Source organism: Acidobacteriota bacterium (assembly GCA_016716905.1).
GTDB lineage: Bacteria > Acidobacteriota > Vicinamibacteria > Vicinamibacterales > SCN-69-37 > SYFT01.
Genome location: JADJUS010000004.1, coordinates 1,071,382 through 1,091,971, shown reverse-complemented (window position 1 = coordinate 1,091,971; position 20,590 = coordinate 1,071,382). Strand labels below are relative to the sequence as shown.

18 protein-coding genes are annotated in these 20,590 nt (G+C 64.0%); 7 read left to right on the top strand and 11 right to left on the bottom strand.

Going from position 1 to position 20,590, the window contains the following annotated elements; translation table 11 throughout:
• Positions 1–87: 87 nt before the first annotated feature.
• Together IPL75_08860 and IPL75_08855 are read left to right on the top strand one after the other, a co-directional pair.
• Positions 88–1,080: a putative zinc-binding metallopeptidase gene (locus tag IPL75_08860; protein ID MBK9240369.1), complete on the top strand. Its 993-nt coding sequence runs from the start codon at positions 88–90 to the stop codon at positions 1,078–1,080.
• A 297-nt stretch (positions 1,081–1,377) separates the two neighbouring features.
• Complete coding sequence (locus tag IPL75_08855) at positions 1,378–2,751, top strand: M20/M25/M40 family metallo-hydrolase (protein ID MBK9240368.1); 1,374 nt, start codon at positions 1,378–1,380, stop codon at positions 2,749–2,751.
• Between the two features lie 141 nt (positions 2,752–2,892).
• Here IPL75_08855 and IPL75_08850 read toward each other — a convergent pair whose 3' ends face one another.
• On the bottom strand, positions 2,893–3,777 hold the full coding sequence (locus IPL75_08850) for a ChaN family lipoprotein (GenBank protein MBK9240367.1): 885 nt from the start codon (positions 3,775–3,777) through the stop codon (positions 2,893–2,895).
• Positions 3,778–3,870: 93 nt separating this feature from the next.
• On the opposite strand from IPL75_08850, the gene IPL75_08845 reads away from it, so the two are divergent.
• The 3 genes from IPL75_08845 to cysN are packed head-to-tail and all read left to right on the top strand — an operon-like array spanning position 3,871 to position 8,864.
• A complete protein-coding gene (locus IPL75_08845) occupies positions 3,871–6,129 on the top strand; it encodes a sodium-translocating pyrophosphatase (GenBank protein MBK9240366.1) in 2,259 nt (752 codons plus the stop codon).
• Entirely contained in the window at positions 6,130–7,035 is a 906-nt protein-coding gene (gene cysD, locus IPL75_08840) for a sulfate adenylyltransferase subunit CysD (GenBank protein ID MBK9240365.1), read from the top strand. It begins immediately after the preceding gene.
• Positions 7,035–8,864 carry a sulfate adenylyltransferase subunit CysN gene (gene cysN / locus IPL75_08835; protein MBK9240364.1) on the top strand — a complete coding sequence of 610 codons (1,830 nt, stop codon included), beginning with the start codon at positions 7,035–7,037 and terminating at the stop codon, positions 8,862–8,864. The genes cysD and cysN overlap by 1 nt, the downstream gene beginning before the upstream one ends.
• Before the next feature lie 158 nt (positions 8,865–9,022).
• Here cysN and IPL75_08830 read toward each other — a convergent pair whose 3' ends face one another.
• From IPL75_08830 to IPL75_08810, 5 genes are read right to left on the bottom strand one after another with little or no spacing between them, the layout of a single operon-like run.
• Complete coding sequence (locus IPL75_08830; protein MBK9240363.1) at positions 9,023–9,766, bottom strand: TerC family protein; 744 nt, start codon at positions 9,764–9,766, stop codon at positions 9,023–9,025.
• A gap of 26 nt (positions 9,767–9,792) precedes the next feature.
• Positions 9,793–11,949 carry a right-handed parallel beta-helix repeat-containing protein gene (locus IPL75_08825; protein ID MBK9240362.1) on the bottom strand — a complete coding sequence of 719 codons (2,157 nt, stop codon included), beginning with the start codon at positions 11,947–11,949 and terminating at the stop codon, positions 9,793–9,795.
• A gap of 4 nt (positions 11,950–11,953) precedes the next feature.
• Positions 11,954–12,370 carry a type II toxin-antitoxin system VapC family toxin gene (locus tag IPL75_08820; GenBank protein ID MBK9240361.1) on the bottom strand — a complete coding sequence of 139 codons (417 nt, stop codon included), beginning with the start codon at positions 12,368–12,370 and terminating at the stop codon, positions 11,954–11,956.
• Entirely contained in the window at positions 12,370–12,645 is a 276-nt protein-coding gene (locus IPL75_08815) for a type II toxin-antitoxin system Phd/YefM family antitoxin (GenBank protein MBK9240360.1), read from the bottom strand. Before IPL75_08815 ends, IPL75_08820 begins: the two co-directional genes overlap by 1 nt.
• A 20-nt stretch (positions 12,646–12,665) precedes the next feature.
• The gene (locus tag IPL75_08810) at positions 12,666–14,708 is read right to left on the bottom strand and encodes a hypothetical protein (GenBank protein ID MBK9240359.1); all 2,043 of its coding nucleotides are present in this window, start codon (positions 14,706–14,708) and stop codon (positions 12,666–12,668) included.
• Positions 14,709–14,913: 205 nt separating this feature from the next.
• On the opposite strand from IPL75_08810, the gene apaG reads away from it, so the two are divergent.
• Positions 14,914–15,303 (top strand): Co2+/Mg2+ efflux protein ApaG, encoded by a 390-nt coding sequence (gene apaG / locus IPL75_08805; GenBank protein MBK9240358.1) that lies wholly within the window; start codon positions 14,914–14,916, stop codon positions 15,301–15,303.
• Positions 15,304–15,615: 312 nt separating this feature from the next.
• Here apaG and IPL75_08800 read toward each other — a convergent pair whose 3' ends face one another.
• Both IPL75_08800 and IPL75_08795 read right to left on the bottom strand, forming a co-directional pair.
• Entirely contained in the window at positions 15,616–15,969 is a 354-nt protein-coding gene (locus IPL75_08800) for a hypothetical protein (protein MBK9240357.1), read from the bottom strand.
• Between the two features lie 19 nt (positions 15,970–15,988).
• Positions 15,989–16,597 carry a leucyl/phenylalanyl-tRNA--protein transferase gene (locus IPL75_08795; protein ID MBK9240356.1) on the bottom strand — a complete coding sequence of 203 codons (609 nt, stop codon included), beginning with the start codon at positions 16,595–16,597 and terminating at the stop codon, positions 15,989–15,991.
• A 14-nt stretch (positions 16,598–16,611) separates the two neighbouring features.
• Between IPL75_08795 and IPL75_08790 the strand changes: the two genes are divergently transcribed.
• A complete protein-coding gene (locus IPL75_08790; protein MBK9240355.1) occupies positions 16,612–18,300 on the top strand; it encodes an STAS domain-containing protein in 1,689 nt (562 codons plus the stop codon).
• Between the two features lie 12 nt (positions 18,301–18,312).
• On the opposite strand, the gene IPL75_08785 is transcribed toward IPL75_08790, so the two are convergent.
• Genes IPL75_08785 through IPL75_08775 form a run of 3 tightly spaced genes read right to left on the bottom strand, consistent with a single transcriptional unit; the run spans position 18,313 to position 20,573 of the window.
• Entirely contained in the window at positions 18,313–18,648 is a 336-nt protein-coding gene (locus IPL75_08785; protein MBK9240354.1) for a (2Fe-2S)-binding protein, read from the bottom strand.
• 41 nt (positions 18,649–18,689) lie between these two features.
• Entirely contained in the window at positions 18,690–19,715 is a 1,026-nt protein-coding gene (locus IPL75_08780; protein MBK9240353.1) for an NAD-dependent epimerase/dehydratase family protein, read from the bottom strand.
• Positions 19,716–19,718: 3 nt separating this feature from the next.
• Entirely contained in the window at positions 19,719–20,573 is an 855-nt protein-coding gene (locus tag IPL75_08775; GenBank protein ID MBK9240352.1) for a rhomboid family intramembrane serine protease, read from the bottom strand.
• Positions 20,574–20,590 lie beyond the last annotated feature (17 nt).

Below are 20,590 nucleotides of genomic sequence, written 5' to 3'. Positions count from 1 at the left end.
CCTTACACGGCTGTGACCCTTCCCTCAGACACTCCGCCCGCCGCCCCGGTTGACCCCGGCCCGCCCCCCCGACCCGAGTGGCCGGACCTGGGGGATGAAGCGCTGCTCGATGTCGCGTTCCGCGACCTGGGCCTGAGTATCGAGGGCTCGGCCCTGGAACCCAGAATCAACCAGTTGCACGAGGAACTGGCCGCCAAGGGCATCACGTTCCGACCGCACTACTGGCTCTCGACCGAATGGTTCTGCCCCGATGGGGTGCCGGGAATCGCCGTTCCGTTCTACCTGGCGCATCCGCGGCTCATGAAGCTCGAGAAGGCGCAGATGCTGGAGGTGGAAGGCGGCACGCCCGAGTGGTTCATGCAGATTCTGCGGCACGAAGCCGGCCACGCCATCGACAATGCCTACAACCTGCGGCGACGCCGGCGGCGGGTCAACCTGTTTGGCAAACCCTCCGTGGAGTATCCCGAGGTCTACCTCCCCAAGCCGTATTCCAAGAGCTTTGTCCTGCACCTGGACTCCTGGTACGCCCAGAGCCACCCCGACGAAGACTTCGCCGAGACGTTCGCCGTCTGGCTGACGCCCGACAGTGACTGGCGGGTGCGTTTCAACGACTGGCCGGCGCTGAAAAAACTCGAGTACATGGATCAGTTGATGCGCGGAGTGGCGGGACAGCCACCGGTGGTGACCTCGCGCCGCCGGGTGGAACCAATCGACCGCGCCCGCGGCACGCTGCGCCGTCACTACGCCAAGAAGCGCGAGCAGTACGGCCTGGAGCATCCGAACTTCTACGACCGCGATCTCCGGCGGCTGTTCTCCAGCGCGCCGGAGTACCACCAGAACCTGAAGGCCGCTCGCTTCATCAAGCGCATCCAGCGGGACGTGCGGCGACATGTGGCCGCCTGGGCTGGGTCGTACCAATACACGATCGATCAGGTGATCGTGAACATGATCCGCCGCGCCGACGAACTCGACCTCCGCCTGATGCACCCCGAGGAACAAACCCGCCTCGACTTCATGCTCATGCTCACGGTGCAGACGATGAACTACCTACATTCCGGGCGCCATCGCGTCGCCCTGTGACGTTAACTGCGACGCGCTCGCGCCCGGACGCGCTGCCGCCGTCATTCGTAATGGCGAAATGTCACAAATGTCCGAAATGGCGAAATGTCGGACAAACCTATTGCAGGGAGAATGACCGAATGTCCTTGCTGATCAATGGTTGAATCTGCTGCTCCAAGGTCATTCGATCATTGCGCGCCTTGGACATTCGACCATTCTTCCTCTATTCGGTTTGTCCGGCATTTCGCCATTTCGGACATTTGTGGCATTTCGCCATTACGCCGAGGCGACACGCGTCGAGAAATGCGAGAATCCCCCATGCCTGTAAGAATCGTGCTGTCCGCACTGTTGCTCCTGTCCGCTTCCCTTTCTCTGTCGGCGCAGCCCACCAATTGGCTCGAAGCGTATCGAGCCCCAGCGAAGCGCCTAGTCGAGGCATCGCAGGCCTCGGACTTCGCGTGGCAGCGCCTCGCCGAAGTGACTGACCTTTACGGTCCGCGCCTGTCGGGGTCGGTCGGCCTCGAACGCGCGATTGATTGGGCCGTCGAGACCATGAAAAAGGACGGCCTTGAGAACGTCCGCAAGGAACGCGTGATGGTGCCCAAGTGGGTGCGCGGCCGAGAGAGCCTGCAGTTGCTCGATCCCGTACCGCAACCGCTCGTGATGCTCGGCCTGGGCAACTCCGTGGGCACCGGCCCCGACGGCGTCACCGGCGAAGTGATCGTGCTGAAGAACTTCGATGATCTCGAGGCAAAGGCGGCACAGGTCAAGGGCAAGATCGTGCTCTTTAATGTGCCGTTCACAACGTATGGGGAAACCGTGCAGTACCGGTCCGCCGGTCCGTCGCGGGCCGCCCAACATGGCGCGCTCGCCATGCTGGTTCGCGCCGTGGGCCCCACGGGGCTGCGCACGCCCCACACCGGCTCCACCACTTACGCACCTGACGCGCCGAAGATCCCGGCCGCCGCCATTCCCGTTGAAGATGCAGAACGTTTCCAGCGCCTGCAGAATCGCGGCGTGCGCATTCGCGTGACGCTCACGATGGAAGCGCACTTTGAGGCCGACGTGGAATCCTTCAACGTCGTCGGCGAGCTGCGCGGCCGCGAGCTACCCGACGAACTCGTTGTGATGGGCGGTCACTTCGACTCGTGGGACGTCGGCGTCGGCGCGACTGACGATGCGGGCGGGTGCATTGTGACGTGGGAGGCCGTGCGCCTGATGAAGACCCTGGGCCTGCGGCCGCGCCGCACGGTTCGTGTGGTGCTCTGGACCAACGAAGAAAACGGCATGCGCGGAGGAAACGCATACCGCGATCAACACATGGCCGACCTCAAGAACCACGTCATGATGCTTGAGTCCGACGGCGGCGTGTTTGACCCGGCCGGGTTCGGGTTCAGCGGCCCTGACGGCGCCCGCCGAACGGTCTCCGCGATCGCGAGCCTCCTCGCGACGCTCGGCGCCAACAAAATTGAGGCCGCGGGTGGCGGCGCCGACATCGGGCCGAGCGTCACGGCGGGCAACATCCCTTCGATGTCACACCTCGTGGGCGGCAACTACTTCCTGATTCACCACACGCCGGCTGACACGATGGACCGCATCACGCCGAAGCAAATGTCCGACAACGCCGCCGCCATCGCCGTCATGACCTACGCGATCGCGGACCTCCCCTGGCGCCTGGGAAGCGAGAAGTAGCGCCCGCTGACAAACACTCGTGTAGACGCCGGATTACAGGAGGCGCAGAGACGCCGAGGGCTGCGGGCCTATCTAATCAGATCAGATTTCTCAGTGTCTCCGCGTCTCCTTGTGATCCGTCGTGATCCGTTGTGACGACGATCACTTGACGGTAAACACAATGAAGTCGCCTTTCTTAGGCTCTTCTCCGAGGGCGATCGCATCGAGGTTCGCGAGCGGCACCACTGACACGACCACTGTGTGCGCGGCCGGCAGGCGGCGGCGGACGCGTGACGCAGTACCAAGACCGTAGTCGGAGTGAAACGCGCCGTTGTAGTGCACCACCACCGGCCGGGTACCCGGTTTGGCCGCCGCCGCGGCGGACCAGCCAAGGCTGATCGACTCGGCCATCGTCTCGTCCTTCAGGCACTGCGCCGCATAGAACCGATCCGCTTCTGCGGCGCCGGCATGCGTCCCCATGGCCTCCTTGAAACGCCGGTAGTACTCGTCGTCGGTCGGGCACTGCCAGTCGGCGGCGAACCACGCCTTTTCGGCCGCCGGCTTGCTGCCGAGGACGTCAAGGCCGGCCTTCGAGATTTCCGACGCGAACGGCCGCGGGATATTGGCCGCAATCACCGGCCACTGGTGGGCCACGGCGAAGTCGACCAGAGGTTTGTAGTCGGTCGCATACCGCGGCCAGGGGCGGGAGGCGGCGAGGAAGTCCGCTTCGGGCAGTTGGCCGAGACGGAACTGGTCCAGGCGGCCCTGGACGTCGCGCTCGAACATCTCGAGCGACAGGATGACATCGCCCCTGCGGCGAGCCAGCCCCTCGAGAATGGCTCGCTCCAGCCGGTGGGTGTTGGGGTCATCGTGTTGCTCACCGACAAACACGATGTCGGCCTTGGCCAGGGCCGCCAGCATCGACTCAAAGTCGGAAAACTGGCCTCGTGCGGAGTCGAAGACCCGTTGAGGCACATAGGACTGGGCCGAGACACCGGCCGCCGTCGTGGCGACCAGTAGGAGTACCATCACACGGATGCGGGTCATCCTCGGATTGTAGCCGCGGACTACGGCCGGATGATATAACCCTTGGCGATGATTCCGAATTCCGTTGCCGCTGTGACCGATACGTTCTGGATAATGCTCGCGCTGGGCCTGCTGGGCGGTCTGACGGCCATGATCATGGCCGCAAAGTACCGCAGCGACGTCATGAAAGCTGACCCCGGGAACCCGCGCATGCAGGAAATCGCCGGGTACGTCCGGGACGGCGCCACGGCCTATCTGCGCCGCCAGTTCAAGGTGGTGGTCCCGGTCCTCGTGGTCGTTGGCGTGCTGGTCGCGTTCGGCGCGAACTACCAGCTCTTCCAGCAGCCCGGCGGCCCGATGATGACCGTGTGGATCCTCGTGGGATTTGTCACCGGTGGCCTCGGCAGCTTCTGGACGGGCTGGACCGGCATGAACATCGCGACGCATGCGTCGAGCCGCACTGCGTGGGCCTGCACGGATGAAAAGAACGGCCTCAACGCCGGCCTGCAGATTGCCTTCAAGGCCGGGTCGGTCATGGGCCTGTCGGTCGTGGGTATCGGCCTGCTCTTTATTGTGGCGTGGCTCGGTCTGTTCGCCGTCATTGCGCCCGACCAGCCCGCGCTTGTGGGCCAGGTGATGGTGAGTTTCGGAATGGGCGCGTCGATGGTGGCGCTGTTCGCCCGGGTGGGCGGCGGCATCTACACGAAGGCCGCCGACGTCGGCGCGGACCTGGTGGGCAAGGTAGAGGCCGGCATTCCTGAAGACGACCCGCGCAACCCCGCCACGATTGCCGACAACGTGGGTGACAACGTCGGCGACGTGGCCGGCATGGGCGCGGACCTGTACGAGTCGTACAAGGGATCGATTCTCGCGGCGATTGCCCTCGCGGCGGCCGCTGCGGTCAGCCTGGGACACGCCGAAGCCGCGTGGACCATGATCATCGCGCCCGTGGCGATTGCGGCGGTGGGGATCTTCCTTTCGGTCATCGGCAGCCAGTTGGTGCGCACGCAGGAAAACGCCTCGCTCAAACAGTTGCTCGGCGCGCTTCACCGCGGCGTCAACGTTGCGTCGATCGGCGTCGGCGTACTGTCGGGTGTCATCTGCTACATCTGCTTTGCGGATGTCTACAACCTCATCCCGGGCGCCACGTGGTGGGGCGTGTGGCTCGCCACCGTCGTGGGCCTGGTTTCTGGCCTCATCATCGGCCAGGGTTCCGAACACTACACGGCCTACGACTTCCGGCCCACTCAGGAAGTGGCCCAGTCGAGCGCCACCGGCCCGGCCACGGTCATCATCAGCGGCCTGGCCGTAGGCATGATGTCCACCTGGATTCCGATCGTCACGATTGCGGTCGCGACGGCGCTGGCCTATGGCCTCGCGGGCGGCTTCGCTGACCCCTCGTTAGGGCTGTATGGCATCGCACTCGCGGCGGTTGGCATGCTGTCCACGCTGGGCGTCACGCTGGCGACCGACGCCTACGGGCCGATTGCCGACAACGCCGGTGGTAACGCGGAAATGAGCCATCTGGGCGACGAAGTGCGCAAGCGCACCGATGCGCTCGACAGCCTCGGCAACACCACTGCGGCGATTGGCAAGGGCTTCGCAATTGGGTCGGCCGCGCTGACCGCGTTGGCGCTCATCGCGACGTTTGCCACCCTGGCGCAAGGCACGCGAAGCCAGGCGGATTTCCTCGCGACCATTTCGCTCGTGGACCCGATGGTCATCAGCGGCATGTTCATCGGCACGCTGCTGGTGTTTGTGTTCTCGGCCATGACCATGACGGCGGTCGGCCGCGCGGCGCTCGTGATGGTGGAAGAAGTGCGGCGCCAGTTCCGCGAGATTCCCGGAATCATGGAAGGCACGGCGACGCCCGACTACGCGCGATGCGTGGATATCTCCACCGACGGCGCCCTGAAGAAGATGGTGGTGCCGTCGATGATGGCCGTCATCGTGCCCGTGTTTGTCGGCATCCTGTTTGGCGTGGGCGGGGTCATCGGCATGTTGGCCGGCGGCCTGGCGACGGGTTTCGCCATGGCCATCTTCATGGCAAACGCCGGCGGCAGTTGGGATAACGCCAAGAAGTGGATCGAGTCGGGCGAACTCGGCGGCAAATACCTGAAGAACGCGGCCGGCGAATACGTGAACTCCGCGGGTCACACGGTGGCGCGCAAGGAGGATTCGAAGAATCCGCGTCACGGCGCAGCCGTCATCGGCGACACGGTCGGCGATCCGTTCAAGGACACGTCGGGTCCTTCCCTCAACATCCTGATCAAGCTCATCAGCATGGTGTCGGTGGCCACGATCGGCATCACGATGGCCGTCAACAACGGCGAGGGCGTGGTGCGCGTGTTGATGGAAATGCTGCTCAAGTAAATGTCGGGGTCAGACCGCGGACATCTGCCGCTGCTCGAAAGCGAAGCTGTCCACGTCCTCCGGGAAGTGGCGGCGCAATTTGAGCGGCCTGCCCTCCTGTTTTCAGGCGGCAAAGACTCGGTCGTGGCTACGTGGCTCGCCCGCAAGGCCTTTGCGCCGGGCCCGGTGCCGTTCCCGCTGCTCCACATCGACACGGGACACAACTTCCCTGAGACCCTGACCTTCCGCGACCGGTTCGTGGCGCAGATGGGCTGCACGCTTGTGGTGCGGCGCGTCCAGGACTCAATCGATCAAGGCCGGGTGCAGGAAGAGACCGGGCCCGCCGCCAGCCGGAACGCGCTCCAGACCACCACGTTGCTGGATGCCATCAAGGAACTGGGCCTGGATGCCGCCGTGGGCGGAGCACGGCGCGATGAGGAGAAGGCACGCGCGAAAGAGCGCTTCTTCTCACATCGTGACGCCTTCGGCCAGTGGGACCCCAAGAACCAGCGCCCGGAATTGTGGAACCTGTACAACGGGCGCAAGAACCCGGGCGAGCATTTCCGTGTCTTCCCGCTTTCCAACTGGACCGAGCTCGATATCTGGAAATACATCGAGGCCGAGCGCATTCCCTTGCCGGATCTGTACTTCGCCCACGAGCGCGAAGTGCTGGAACGAGCCGGCACGTTGCTCGCAAAGACACCGCACATCCAGGTCCAGTCTGACGAACGTGTGTCGATGCGTACGGTCCGTTTCCGCACGGTGGGTGATGCCACCTGCACGGGCGCCGTGGAATCCACGGCAGCGAGTGTGGCCGACATCATCCTGGAGACGGCTGCGGCACGCCTGACCGAACGCGGTGGCCGGGCTGACGACCAGCGCTCCGACACCGCCATGGAAGACCGGAAACGGCAGGGTTATTTCTGATGGACCTGCTTCGCTTCACCACCGCCGGCAGCGTGGACGACGGCAAGAGCACCCTGATCGGGCGGCTGCTTTACGACACGAAATCCATCTTCGAAGACCAACTCGAAGCCGTGGCAGGCGCCAGCCGCCGGCTCGGCGAGGATCGGATGAACCTCGCGCTGCTCACCGACGGGCTGCGAGCCGAGCGGGAACAGAAGATCACCATTGACGTCGCCTACCGCTACTTCGCCACGCCGCGACGCAAATTCATCATCGCCGACACGCCCGGCCACGTGCAGTACACGCGCAACATGATCACTGGCGCATCCACGGCCGACCTGGCGGTGGTACTTGTGGACGCGAGTCGCGGGGTGCAGACCCAGTCGAGGCGCCACGCGTTTATCACGTCGCTGCTCGGCATCCCGCACATGGTGGTGGCGGTCAACAAGATGGATCTGGTGGGCTTCGCCGAGTCGGTCTACGACGACATCGTCAGGGACTTCGGCGTGTTCGCGGCCAAGCTGACCGTCAAGGACATCACCTACATTCCCCTCTCCGCCCTCGAAGGCGACAACGTCGTCGAACCGTCTACCCGCATGCCGTGGTACCGGGGTGGCCCCTTGTTGACCAAGCTCGAGACGGTGACGGGGAATGCCAGGCGCAACGCGATCGATTTCCGGTTTCCCGTGCAGTGTGTGATTCGGCCGCATCAGGAATTCCGCGGCTTCGCTGGAACGGCGGTGTCGGGGTCGGTTTCCGCCGGAGACGAGGTCGTGGTGTTGCCCTCGGGGCTGACCACCCGTATCAAGTCTGTGGAAACGCTGGACGGCCCGCAGCCGATGGCCGCAGCCGGCGATGCCGTGGTGCTGACCACGACCGAGGAAATCGACATCTCGCGCGGTGACATGATCGTGCGCCGGAAGAATCTGCCGACCGTGGCGCGCCGCGTGGACGCGTACCTGTGCTGGATGGACGCCACGCCGCTGGTGCCCGGGCGCCCTTACATCCTGGCGCACACGACCCGCCGGGTGCAGGCGGTGATTGACCTCGTGGAGTACCGCGTCAACGTGGACACTCTGCATCGCGACGCCGCGCAGACGCTCTCGATGAACGAAATTGGCCGCGTGGAGATCACGACCGCCGACCCGATCTTCTTTGACTCCTATCGCCTCAACTCCGCGACCGGTTCATTCATCCTGATTGACCCGGCGACCAACGCCACCGTGGCGGCGGGCATGATCCGCGGCGAGACGCAGGTCGACACACAGGTGTCGGCTGGGGTGACCTGGGAGGGATGGAACATTGCGCGCGAGGAACGGGAGGGCCAGCAGGGCCACCGGGCCGCAGTCGTGTGGCTCACGGGCATGTCGGGCGCCGGCAAGACCACCATCGCCCGAGCCGTAGAGCGCCGGCTATTTGAAGCGGGCCGGCGCACCATGCTCCTCGATGGCGACCAACTGCGTCACGGCTTGTGCGGCGATCTCGGGTTCTCGCCTGCCGACCGGGCCGAAAACATCCGGCGCGCCGGCGAAGTCGCCCGCCTCTTCTTTGAACAGGGCGCCATCGTCCTCTGCGCGTTTGTGTCGCCGTATGCTGCAGACCGGGCGCGGGTCAGGGGACTCGTGCCCGCCGGACGCTTCGTTGAAGTGTTTGTGCAGGCCGACGTCGAGACGTGCCGCGCGCGCGACCCGAAGGGCCTCTATGCGCGCTCCGCCGACGGCCGGCTCGACCAGTTCACCGGCGTCACGGCCCCGTACGAGGCGCCGGGCGCCCCTGAGCTCACCATCGACACCCGGGTAACCTCCGCCGACGACGCCGCGGAGATGGTGATCCGGTACCTGCACTTGTAAGAGCCGCGGCCTTGAGACCCAGGCCGCGCTACGAGTACCCGACTCTCGTGGCGCGCGTTGGTTTCAAGCGCGTCGGCATCTCGTAGCGCGGCCTGGGTCTCAAGGCCGCGGCTCTGGCCGGCATTTCGTAGCTCGGCCTGCTCTTCAAGGCCGAGGCTTTAGTCCGGGTAGTTGTGCCGGAGTTCCACCGGCTTCACCTTGCGCCGGCTCTTGATGCGGATGTTGATGAACTCGACGAACACCGAGAAGCCCATCGCAAAGTAGATGTAGCCCTTCGAGATGTGCTGCCCGAATCCATCGGCCACGAGCGACAGCCCAATCAACAAGAGGAATGACAGGGCGAGAATCTTGACCGTGGGATGGAGTTCAACGAAATCCGAAATAGGTTCGGCAGCGACCAGCATCACCAGGACCGCCAGCACCACGGCCGTCACCATCACCATCAGGTTCTCGGACATGCCGATCGCGGTGATAACCGAATCGAGTGAAAACACGATGTCGAGGAGCATCACCTGGGTGATCACGCTGGCGAACGTCGCTGCGGCCTTGCCGGAGGCATGGCCTTCTTCCCCTTCGAGTTTGTCGTGAATCTCGTAGGTGGCCTTCGCCAACAGGAACAAACCGCCGCCAACAAGGATCAGGTCGCGGCCCGAAAAGCTCTGCTCAAGAATCGTGAATAACGGCGCGGTCAGGCGCGCCATCCACGAGAGCGAAAACAACAGCGCGATGCGCATGACCATGGCGGCCATCAGACCGACACGACGCGCGCGTTTCTGCTGGTCCTTCGGCAACTTGCCCGAGAGAATCGAGATAAAGATGACGTTGTCGACTCCCAGGACAATCTCGAGGAACGTCAGGGTGACGAGGGCAATCAACAGTTCTGGCGACGTGAACATTTCCATAGGTTGTGTGCTCGGGTGCGAAACGCCTACCGGCGCTTGATCATGACTTTCAGTTCGGCCCAGCCGGTCGCTTCGAAGTACTCAAGGCGGATCCGATGACGCCCGGCCGGTAATGGTACCCGATCGACCTCCGACCCATGGATGTCCCAACGCTCCAGCACCATCTTGTCGTCGATCCAGACCCGAATGCCGTCATCGGTGATGGTCACGAGTTCGTAGTTGCCGGCCGGAAGAGTCACGGTCCCTTCTGCGCGCATGGCGAGCCGATCGGCGGGCAGATCGGGCATCATCAGGCGGCCGCTGATGAGGTCAAAGCGGGGCACCACCTCGGTCTTCGTGGGAGGCTCATTGAGCCGGGCTGCAAACGCCTGGGGTGCCTTGAGCGGGTCGGCCTTCTCGTCCCAGGTCCACCAGCGGGTATTCCAGGCGATGGCGGGCTCGAACTGCTCGTAGACGAAACGGTGAGGCTGCCCGGCAGGCGTCTTCCGGCCACGCGGGTCCACGACTTCCGCACCGAGGTATTCGAACTCCAGGCGCAGGTCGAGGCCCTCACCCGTCGGCGTCACCACGACTTCAGCGCCCATGGCGCCGGCGCTGGTATCGACCGCGCCACCGCGAGCTGAGACCAGCTTCCACTGCCCCGCCGGGCCGAGTACGCGCAGCTTCAAAGGCCGGTCGGTCGCCTTCCCCACCGGCCACAGCTTGGGATGGCGGTAGTCGTACGGTCCCCATTCGTCCACGATGATGGTGGATCGGCCGCGGCGCGCGCCTTCAGGCAGGAGGGCGTTCATGCCGCCAGCCAGCGGCAACCACGTGGCCGGGGTTGGCACCACTTCACGCTGAACCGTCGTGGAGGCCGGCGCGGCGTCCCACTGCAGCCCGTCGACGTCGGAGCCGCCTTTCATGAGCGCGCCCATGGTGCCGCGCACGGCATTTTTTGAGAGGTGCAGACCACTGGTCCTGATCGCGTCGAGGAGTGTGCCGTGATTCTCGAACGTGTTGCCCGTGATGCGGTAGTCGCGACTGCGGGTGTCGCGGAACTTGGCATACCCCCAATTGGGATCCTGCGTGGCGTTGGCCCACAGACGCAGGGCGACCTTGTCGCCTTTGAAGGTGTTGCCGGCGATGGCGATGTTCTGGCCGTGCTCGATGGCGATGGCTTCATCGTTCCCGGCGAACGAGTTGTTCAGGAACTCGGTGTCGTAGCTGTAGCCGCCCCAGACCCCATGCCAGCAATCGTCCACACGGTTGCCGATGAAGCGGTTGCGGCTGAAGGTGACCTCAATGCCGTTGGCCACGGCGTGACTGAAGTCGTTCTCGAAGAAGACGTTGTCGTTTGCGCCGCCCTGTCCGGTGTCCATCGTGGTCTGGCCCGCCCACATGAACAGGCCGTCGCCGCCGTGCGTGGCAGAGTTGTGGTGGAACGTATTGCGGCTGGACTGTTCGTACATCAGGATGCCGGTGGAGTCCTGGCCGCGGAAGTAGAAGCCGTGACTGTAGCCGCGCACCGCGTAGTCGAACTTGTTGTGCGCCACCACGCTGTCGGTGGTGCGATACATGCCGAGGCCGATCGATGACAGGTACGAAAAATCGTTGTTCCAGATCTTGAGCCGCGCCGATCGCGTGACCATCAGGCCGTTCTGACCCTGGGTCGCCCGGCTGTGATCGATCTCTGCGTCATCACACTCGCTGAGGTAGATGGCAGCGCCGAAGCGCAACCATTCGTCCTTCTCGTTGTTGTGGTACGACATCCAGTCCACGAGGCTTTCTTTTTCGATGCCCGACCAGAGACGCTGCTTCCAGTTGTAACTGAGATCCAGACCCGTCAAATGCAGGAACGGCGACTTGCGCGCGAGCACGGCGACCTTGTATCCGCGAATGGCCCCACCCTTTATCGTGACGCGACTCCCGCCGTCGACCTCGATACCGGTGCCGACGTAACCGTCCGGATCGGCGAACGGTTCGCCGCCTTCGATGACGACCCCTGTGAGGTCGAGGGTCACATTGGTGCCGCGCACGACGACCGCAGATTTTCCGTCGGCGCCAGGCAAGCGATACACGCCAGGCTTCACTTTGGTGTTCGAACTGATCACCAGACCGGGTGTCAGGACAGTTTCTGACTGCCCTGCCGCGGCCGACAGAGATGTGACAGCGAGGATGCCAATCAGGACAAGTCGGATCATTTTTTCAGCCTTCAGTCCACGGGTTGAACGTTCGCACGCCTGTCGGCGCGAAGTCTGACACGTTCCTGGTGGCCACCGTCATTTTGTGCACCAGGGCTGTGGCGGCAATCATCGCATCACGATGCGACCGGGGATCGGGCACGTACAGGCCGGCACACTGCAGGGCGACCGCCGTATCTACCGGGAGGATCCGCCCCTCGAACTGCGGCAGAATCTGGCCGTCCAGCCAGGCGCGAAGCACCAGGCCCTGAGCCGGATCCCGTCGCTCCAACATCAGCACGCCGAGTTCCAGTTCGAGCACGGAAATGACCGAGAGAAAGAAGTCGGCTACCGGCGATGCGGCGGCCCATCCTAAAACGCGCGCGTCCGCCTTGTCGGGCCGCCGCAATTCCGACACAACGTTGGTGTCGAGCAGAAACATCAGGACAGGTCGGGAAGGCGATGGAGGTCTGCCAACCTCGGCGGATCAAAATCGACGTCCGCCGCGCCTGGCTGCGCCACCGCCTGGGCCAAAGTGACTCGCCCTCCGGCCAACCTGCGATAGTCTTCGATGCTCAGGAGAACATGGGCCGGACGACCACGGTCGGTAATAAAGACCGGCCCCTTGTCGGCCGCCTTCTTGGCCTCACTGGCGCGCTGGTTGAAATCCCGACTGGACAGCGTGGTGATCGCCGTGCGCCTCCCGGGCTTCGTCATAATGTAGATATGTTACTACATTAAATCGCGAACGTGTGCGGATTCCAGGAAATCCCGAGCTCCTCCGGCCCTCCCATATAGCCGAGCATCGCAGACGCGGCGACGACCGAAGGCGATGCGAGGAAGCCCTCGCCGCCAAAACCCATGCGATTTTGCCAGTTGCGGTTGAAGGAGGTGATGGCGCGCTGGCCTGGCGACAGCGCGTCTTCGCCCTGACCGAAGCAGGGGCCACACCAGGACTGCCGAATGACTGCGCCAACTGAGCGGAACACGTCGGCGATCGACTCGCCGGCCAGGCGCGCGTCCGGCGTTTCGATCTGCCTGCCCACGCCGCTGCTGCCCGGGAACACCTTGAACTCGGTGGCGGCCTTGACCCGGCCGAGGCCACGCGCTGCGCGCAGGACCAGCGCGGCCTGCAGCAGGTCGTCGTAGCTGCCGTTGGTGCACGACCCGATCATGGCCTTGTCGAAGGTGAGGCGCTCACGCGCCACGTCGCCGGCGTGAAAGGCATTGCCGGGGCTGAACGGCTTGGCGATCATCGGAGCGACCTCCGACAAATCGAACACCTCGTCGATCTCGTACACCGCGTCGGCGCCAGGCGTAATCATCGGGTACGGCAGATCCGTAATGCCCTTGGCGCGATACCACTCACGCGTGGTTTCGTCCGGGGCGAAAATCCCGTTGAGCGCCTCAGCCTCGGCCATCATGTTCGCAATGGTGTTGCGCGACACCATCGGCAGTTGGCGCGCGGCATCCACGAACTCCACCGACATGCCCTGCGACTGTTTGGCGCCCCACCGCCGCAACAGTTCAAGCACCACATCCTTGCCGCCGACCCACGGGTTCAGGCGGCCCACAAACGAGACGCGGCGCTGTTTCGCCAGGGTGAAGTAGATGTAGCCGGTGGACCAGCCGAAGCCCAGGGTTGTTGATCCCACGCCGATGCCCACCGCACCGTAGGCCCCGTACGCGCGGCTGTGCGAGTCGGCGCCCGGAATGAATTGCCCGGGCATTACGAGCCCCTGCTCGGGGAAATAGAAGTGGAAGATGCCATCGCCGGGCGTGGCGTAGTACGGCTTTTCCATGCCGTGGAACTTCGCGAACGCCCGGCCGATGGACGTCTGCTTATCGTCCTCGTCTTTGCCCGTGAAAACGAAGTGGTCGTTCGCTACCGCCGCTTGTCGCGGGTCAATCGTCCGGCCGCCCGTAATCTGGTTGAACGTGTGAATGGAGAATGGCGCGGTGCCATCGGAGGCCGGCAGCAGGTCTGCATAGGCCCGGAGCGTGGCACCAGGCTTGAAGTCGGCACGCGTCAGATCGCGATCGACGCGATGGGCCCAGATGATCTGCTCCGTAGTGGTCATGCCACGGGCCATCGCCTCGTCTGCCCAGTCCAGCGAGGGTGGAGTCTCCACCGAGCGCCGAAACTCGCGGCGTCCGACGGCGAAGATGCCGCCGCCTCGACGGATTTCCTCTTCCTTCACCGACAGCGGCACCGGCACGTAGCCCTTGCCCTGGGTGACGTTCGCGATCGCTCGCGACACGGGGTCAAACGTGAACTCGTCGCCATCCTTCGCTTCGGCCACGGCCTCGGGACACTGCACCACGTGCAGGCCGAGGTTGAAGGCGTTGCGGCGGAAGATGTCGCCCATGTTGTTGCCGGCGATGATGACCAGCTCAAGCCCCACCTCTTCGGCGACCCCCTTGAGTCCGGCAGGGCTCATTTCGCGCGAGGAGCCAATGGCGAAGCGATCGCCGGCGATGAGAAACGTCTCGCCCCGATGCACGCGCGCCCGGAAGTCGGGCATCAGGTGGCGGAACGAGCCGGCTTTCCACCGTTCGTCCAGGGTCTCCAGGCTCTCTGACACGCAGTCGGTGGCGGGCGTGATCTGGTCGGTGTCGATGGCGTCGAGCTTCTTGGTGCCCACCGGCGCCTTGGGATCCCAGATGATCAGTGCGCGGCCGCGAATGAGCGTGGTGGAACCGGCCGCCTGTGGAGCGGGGGCAGGAATGTCGGCAGAAGACACGCCTGGCTTGAGGCGCGCGGGCGAAATGGTATGCATTGCGGCTATTTTACAGTGGCGCACAGGCAGCACGGGGAACTTCGGGAAATGCGGGTCGATATCCGACCAGCCGCATCGCAGGAAGCTGGAGCCGCGATCGTTCTGGATCCACCGCGCATGACGGCAGGCGCCACACAGACCGGCGCGTGCGGCTTGCCGACCGGCCTCCCCATGGTTCATCATCAGATCATGCTCCAGAGGGCCTATGTTCACATCTGAAGCCGTCACACGTCACGTCCGCGTGTCGGTGACGGCCGAGTATTCGCCCGAGCGGTCGAAGCCGTCCGAGACGCAGTGGTTTTTCATGTACACGATCACGATCGCCAACGAAGGCGCGGATTCGGTGCAGTTGCTGACCCGGCACTGGATCATTACCGATGGCGCGGGCCATGTCGAAGAAGTGCGCGGCCCAGGCGTGGTGGGCCAGCAACCCACGCTGGGGCCGGGCGAGACGTTCACCTATACGTCGGGGTGCCCGCTCTCCACGCCCTTCGGTCTAATGCAGGGCACGTATCAGATGACCACCAAGGACGGTGAGCAGTTCGACGCCACGATCGCCCCCTTCACCCTCAGCGAACCGTACACGGTGCACTAGAGCCTTAGGGCTTTCACCATGAAGGCCATGAAGATCCATGAAGAAATGCAGTCAGAAGGCGCGGGGTTGGGTGCCGCCTTCGGCGGCACGCGCGGACGAAGGGAAGTCAGGAACGAACGCAGACACGGATCGAAACGACCTCTGAGGTAATTACCGTCGGCGCTTACCGGTAATTTGTCTCAGAGGTCGTTTTGGTTCGTCTGTGTTCGTTCCTGACTTCCCTTCGTCCGTGCGGCCCGGGCAAAGCCCGGCCCCCAACCCCGCGCCCTTCATGGACCTCCATGCTCTTCATGGTGAAAATCCTGATCCTCCCTAACGGCGCTGGCGGGCCTCCCGGAAGCTGTTGAACCCCATCGCGAGGTACACCAGCAGGATCACCGCCATCGCGCTGCGTGACACGACGGCCGCAGGCATGGCCGCCTCGCCCGAGATGAGGGCCGGAATCGACAGCAACCCCGAGATGGACCCCAGCACGCCCACCATCGCAATGCCCATCGCCAGGTGCATCGCCGTCCGGCGATTGTCTTCATGGCGGGCATAAAACCCCAGCATGGAAATCACCAGGCCGAACGCCGCGGGAATGAGCGCCGTTGGACTCGCCATGCCGGTCATGACATAACCGCCCACGCCCACGATCATCAGCAGCAATCCTACGCTTCGACTCACATTCGCCAAGGCATCCTCCTCACACAAACGTACACGGAATGTCGATCGCCTGCGTGAGCCGACGCATGTAGTCGGCCTTCGCGATTTCCACGGCGCCGAACTGCGCCAGATGCGGCGTGACCCACTGGATGTCGAGCAGGGTCATGTGCCGCGCGCGCATGTGCAACACCAGGGCGACCAGTGCCACCTTTGACGCGTCCGTTTCATGGTGGAACATCGACTCGCCAAAAAACGCGCCGCCCAGGTGGACGCCGTAGAGCCCACCGGCGAGGCGTCCGTCACGCCACGCCTCCACCGAGTGGGCCACGCCGAGGCGGTGGAGCGCCACATACGATTCGAGAATATCTTCGGAGATCCAGGTGCCCTCATCGCGACCGGCCGCGCACGCACGCATGACGCCCTCGAAGTCGCCGTCGATCACCACGTCGAAGCGCGACGACCGCACCACCCGCGCGAGCCGGCGCGACACGCGCATCGACTCAAGCGGCAGGATCGCACGCGGGTCGGGCGAGAACCAGCCAATATCGCCGTCCTCCATCGCCATGGGAAAGTAGCCCTGCCGATAGGCTTGTAAGAGGAAGGGCGGTTCGATCACACATTTCCCTTTTCTGCTTTCAGAGCTTACCATCTGGGTTCAGGCGCATGCCTCGTTCCGTTTCACCCTGGCTTCCTGCATCGGTTCTTTCGTTCCGTGAATACAACCTGGCGACGTTCCGGCACGACCTGATTGCCGGCGTCACGGTTGGACTGGTTGCCCTTCCGCTCGGGATGGCGTTTGCGATCGCCTCGGGCCTGCCCCCGCAATCCGGCATCTACTGCGCCATCGTCACCGGCTTTCTGATCTCTGCGCTGGGCGGATCGCGCACGCAGATCGGCGGGCCGACGGGCGCGTTTGTCGTGGTCATCGCAGGCATCATTGCCGAGCACGGGGTACAGGGCCTGTTCATGTGCACGATGATGGCGGGGGTGATGCTGATCCTGCTTGGGGTCACCGGCACCGGATCAGCGGTGAAGTTCATTCCACGACCGGTCATCATCGGCTTTACCAACGGCATCGCGGTGCTGATCGCGAGCACGCAGATCAGCGAATTTCTGGGCGTCAGCGTCACTGAAAACGTCGGCGAATTCCTCGATCGCATGGCTGCGGTCTGGCGGCATATGGACACGCTGTCGATGTACTCGGTGGCGGTGGGGAGCGGTGCCCTCGCGGTAATTCTGCTGGTCAACCGTTTCGTCCGGGGCGTGCCAGGCACGGTGGTCGCGTTGGTGGCTGGGACGTTCGCGGCGTGGGCGCTTGAACTGCCGGTGGAGACCATCGGATCGCGATTCGGCAGTATCCCGGCGGGCCTGCCTGAGTTTCACATTCCGGCCTTTGACCCCACCCTCATCACGAAACTCATCTCCCCGGCCGTCACGGTGGCGATGCTTGGTGCCATCGAGTCGCTGATGTCGGCGGTCGTCGCCGATCGGATGAGCGGCGACCGGCACAATCCCAACGTCGAGCTCATCGCCCAGGGCGTGGCCAACGTGGTGTCACCCATGGTCGGCGGCCTGCCCGCCACCGGCGCCATCGCGCGCACGGCCACCAATATCCGATCGGGAGCCAGGACGCCGGTGGCCGGCATGATCCACGCGCTGACGCTGCTGGTGGTGCTGCTCGCCGGTGCCGAGCTTGCGGGTCTGGTGCCGATGGCGGTGCTGGCCGCCATCCTGTTCGTGGTGGCCTGGAACATGGGCGAGTGGCACGAAATTCCAGGTCTGCTCAAGCAGTCCAAAGCCGATGTCGGCGTCTGGGCCGCCACCTTCCTGCTGACCGTGCTGGCCGACCTGACTGTGGCCGTCGAAGTGGGCATGGTGCTGGCGGCGCTGCTGTTCATCCGGCGTGTGTCACACACCACCACTGTCTCGCGCGTGACCGATGACTACGTCGACGCAGGAAAGGTCCACGTCCTGCAGGACAAACCCATTCCGCCCTATGTGGCCATCTTCCGCATCCACGGACCGTTCCTGTTCGGCGCCACCGACAAGATCACCAGCGTGCTCGACCGGATCGACGATCTGCCGCCGGTGGTCATCTTCCGGCTGCGCAACATGACGGCGATTGACGCCACGGGCCTGCGCGCCTTGGAAGAAGTGTCGGCACGGCTGCGCACCTCCGGCCGCACGGCCCTGTTCTGCGGCGCCCTCGAACAGCCGCGCGCGATCATGCGGTCGTCAGGATTCCCGCAGCGCGTGGGCGAGGAAAACTTCTGCCCCAACGTGGAAGCGGCGCTCACGCGCGCTCGCGAGTTAGGAACTGAGGAAATTGGGAAGGAAGAGACCAGTTCCTAAGTTCCTAAGTCCCTAAGGTTCAATAACGTCCGCGGGTGTCCGCCCTGCATCTGCGCGGCCGGAGCCGGCCAGGCGGCTGATGGCCCGCACGGTCATGTCGTGGTTCATGAGAATCTGACACGACAGTCTCACACCGGTCAGGCCTCTGGACGAGAGCGCCGCAGTTTCGGCGTCGGTCCTCGTCTCGGGTTCACCGGAGATGAATTCCACACGGCACGTGGTGCACCGCGCCTTTCCACCGCAGGCGTGCAGTTGGTCAATATGTGCGTCCTGTTCGAGCGCCAGCACCAGGCGCTTGCCCATCGGCACCTCGAACGTACCTTCACCTTCAACGGTCAATAACGGCATCTCGGGTCAATCTCCACTCTGGAATCGGAATCGGGGGTCGCTTATCGATTCCGATCGTATCGTCCGCGAATTGTGGGAATGAGATAGTCCCGGAATGCACGTTCGAAGTCGAATTTCGGCGCGAAGCCCCAGTCTGTTCGGGCGGCTTCGTCATCGACGTCCGACGGCCACGAATCGATGATGCCCTGGCGCTTGGTGTCGACCACAAACGATACCTGGGCGTCGGGGAAGGCCTGCAGCACCTCGCGGTGCACCTGCTCGGCGGTCGGCGCGAAGGCGCCGAGGTTGTACGTGGTCTGGGTCAGCGTGGCTTTGGGCGCCGCCGCCAGTTTCAGCAGCGCCTCCACGCCATCGGGCATCGCCATGAAGGGAATCTGCGCATCGGGGCGTACGAAACACGCGTACGGTTCACCCTTGGCGGCGGCGTGGATCATCTCGGGCGCGTAATCAGAGGTGCCGCCAGACGGCACCGTGATCGCCGAAATGAGTCCCGGAAACCGGACCGCGCGAAAGTCCACACGACCGGCCATGGATTCAGCCGACAGCTGTTTGTAGTGCCGGGCGTAGTACTCGCCCAACTGTTCGCAGTACAGCTTGTTGCAGCCATACATCGTGGTGGGATGGGTCCACTCGTGCTCTTTGACGCGGCCGGCCTCGCGCTTGGCGTCAAGCGACGGCATCCCATACGCGGCAATCGAGGATGGATACAGGAATGTGACCGGACGCCCGTGCGACTCAGCTTCGTGTTGCGCAAACTCCAGCAGGTTGAGTGTGCCCTCCACGTTCACCTCGTGGGCCATGACGGGTGAAAACTCCGATCGCGTCGAGAGCAACGCGGCCAGGTGGAACACCATGTCCACTTCGAACTCGGAGTGAATCCGCTCCAGCAGGCCGCGGTCGAGAATCGACCCGGTGAACTCGCGCGCCACATGTTTCGCGAGTGCCCCCTCGAGCGGCGCCACATCCAGCGTCACGATCGGCCGCGTGCCATCGGCGGCCAGTTGTTCGATGAGGCCATGGCCAATTTCGCCACCCGCCCCGGTGATTACGACGACAGGTTTACGCATGAGTCATCCCAGCCACAATCCGTGCACCACCGAGACGACGATGGAGAGGACAGAGAGTACGATACAGACCAGAGCCCACACCATATGGTTGATGCGCTCGGGTTCCAGGGGATCCAGCACCCGACTCGCCAGATACCCGCCGATGAATCCGCCGGCGTGGGCGTAGTTATCGATGCTCGACATGACAAGTCCCATGACGAACATGAACACCGCGTAGTACACCGCCTGGCGGTAGATATCGCTTGAACCACTGCGCCGGCCATAGTGCACAAGCGCGCCCAGCAACCCGAAAATGGACGCCGAAGCGCCAACCGTAAACGGCGCGCCATGCAGGATCGGCAGCGGCAGGAAATTGAGGTAGTGGCCCGCGAATGACGTGAGCGTGAACCCGGCGATGCCACCCACCGTGTAGATAATCACCATGCGGCCCGGCCCGTACAGATCCGCCACGGCCGGCCCCAGCTGCCGCACCCAGTACAGGTTGAACAGGATGTGAATCAGGCTGCCATGCAGCCACGTGGCGCTCAGCACCGTCCACCATCGGTCGAACCTGAAGACCGGAATGGAGCCGCTCGCGCCAAACAGCAGCAGGCTATAGCTGTTGGGCGACAGGAACGAAAATCCCGCCAGGCCAATCTCGCCCCGCGACGCGACCAGGGTGATGACAAACATCAGCACCGACAAGCCGATCACGAACGGGATGAATCCCAGATCACTGCCGAGCCGCCGGACGGCCGAGGCGAATCCCCACAACCCGGGATTGCGGCGGCCACAGTTGTAGCAGCGGTCGTCGTTGACGCCCACCAGATACCCGCATGACACACAGACAACGGACCCGGTGGTTTGGCGACCAAACATTCCGCACGATTGTACAT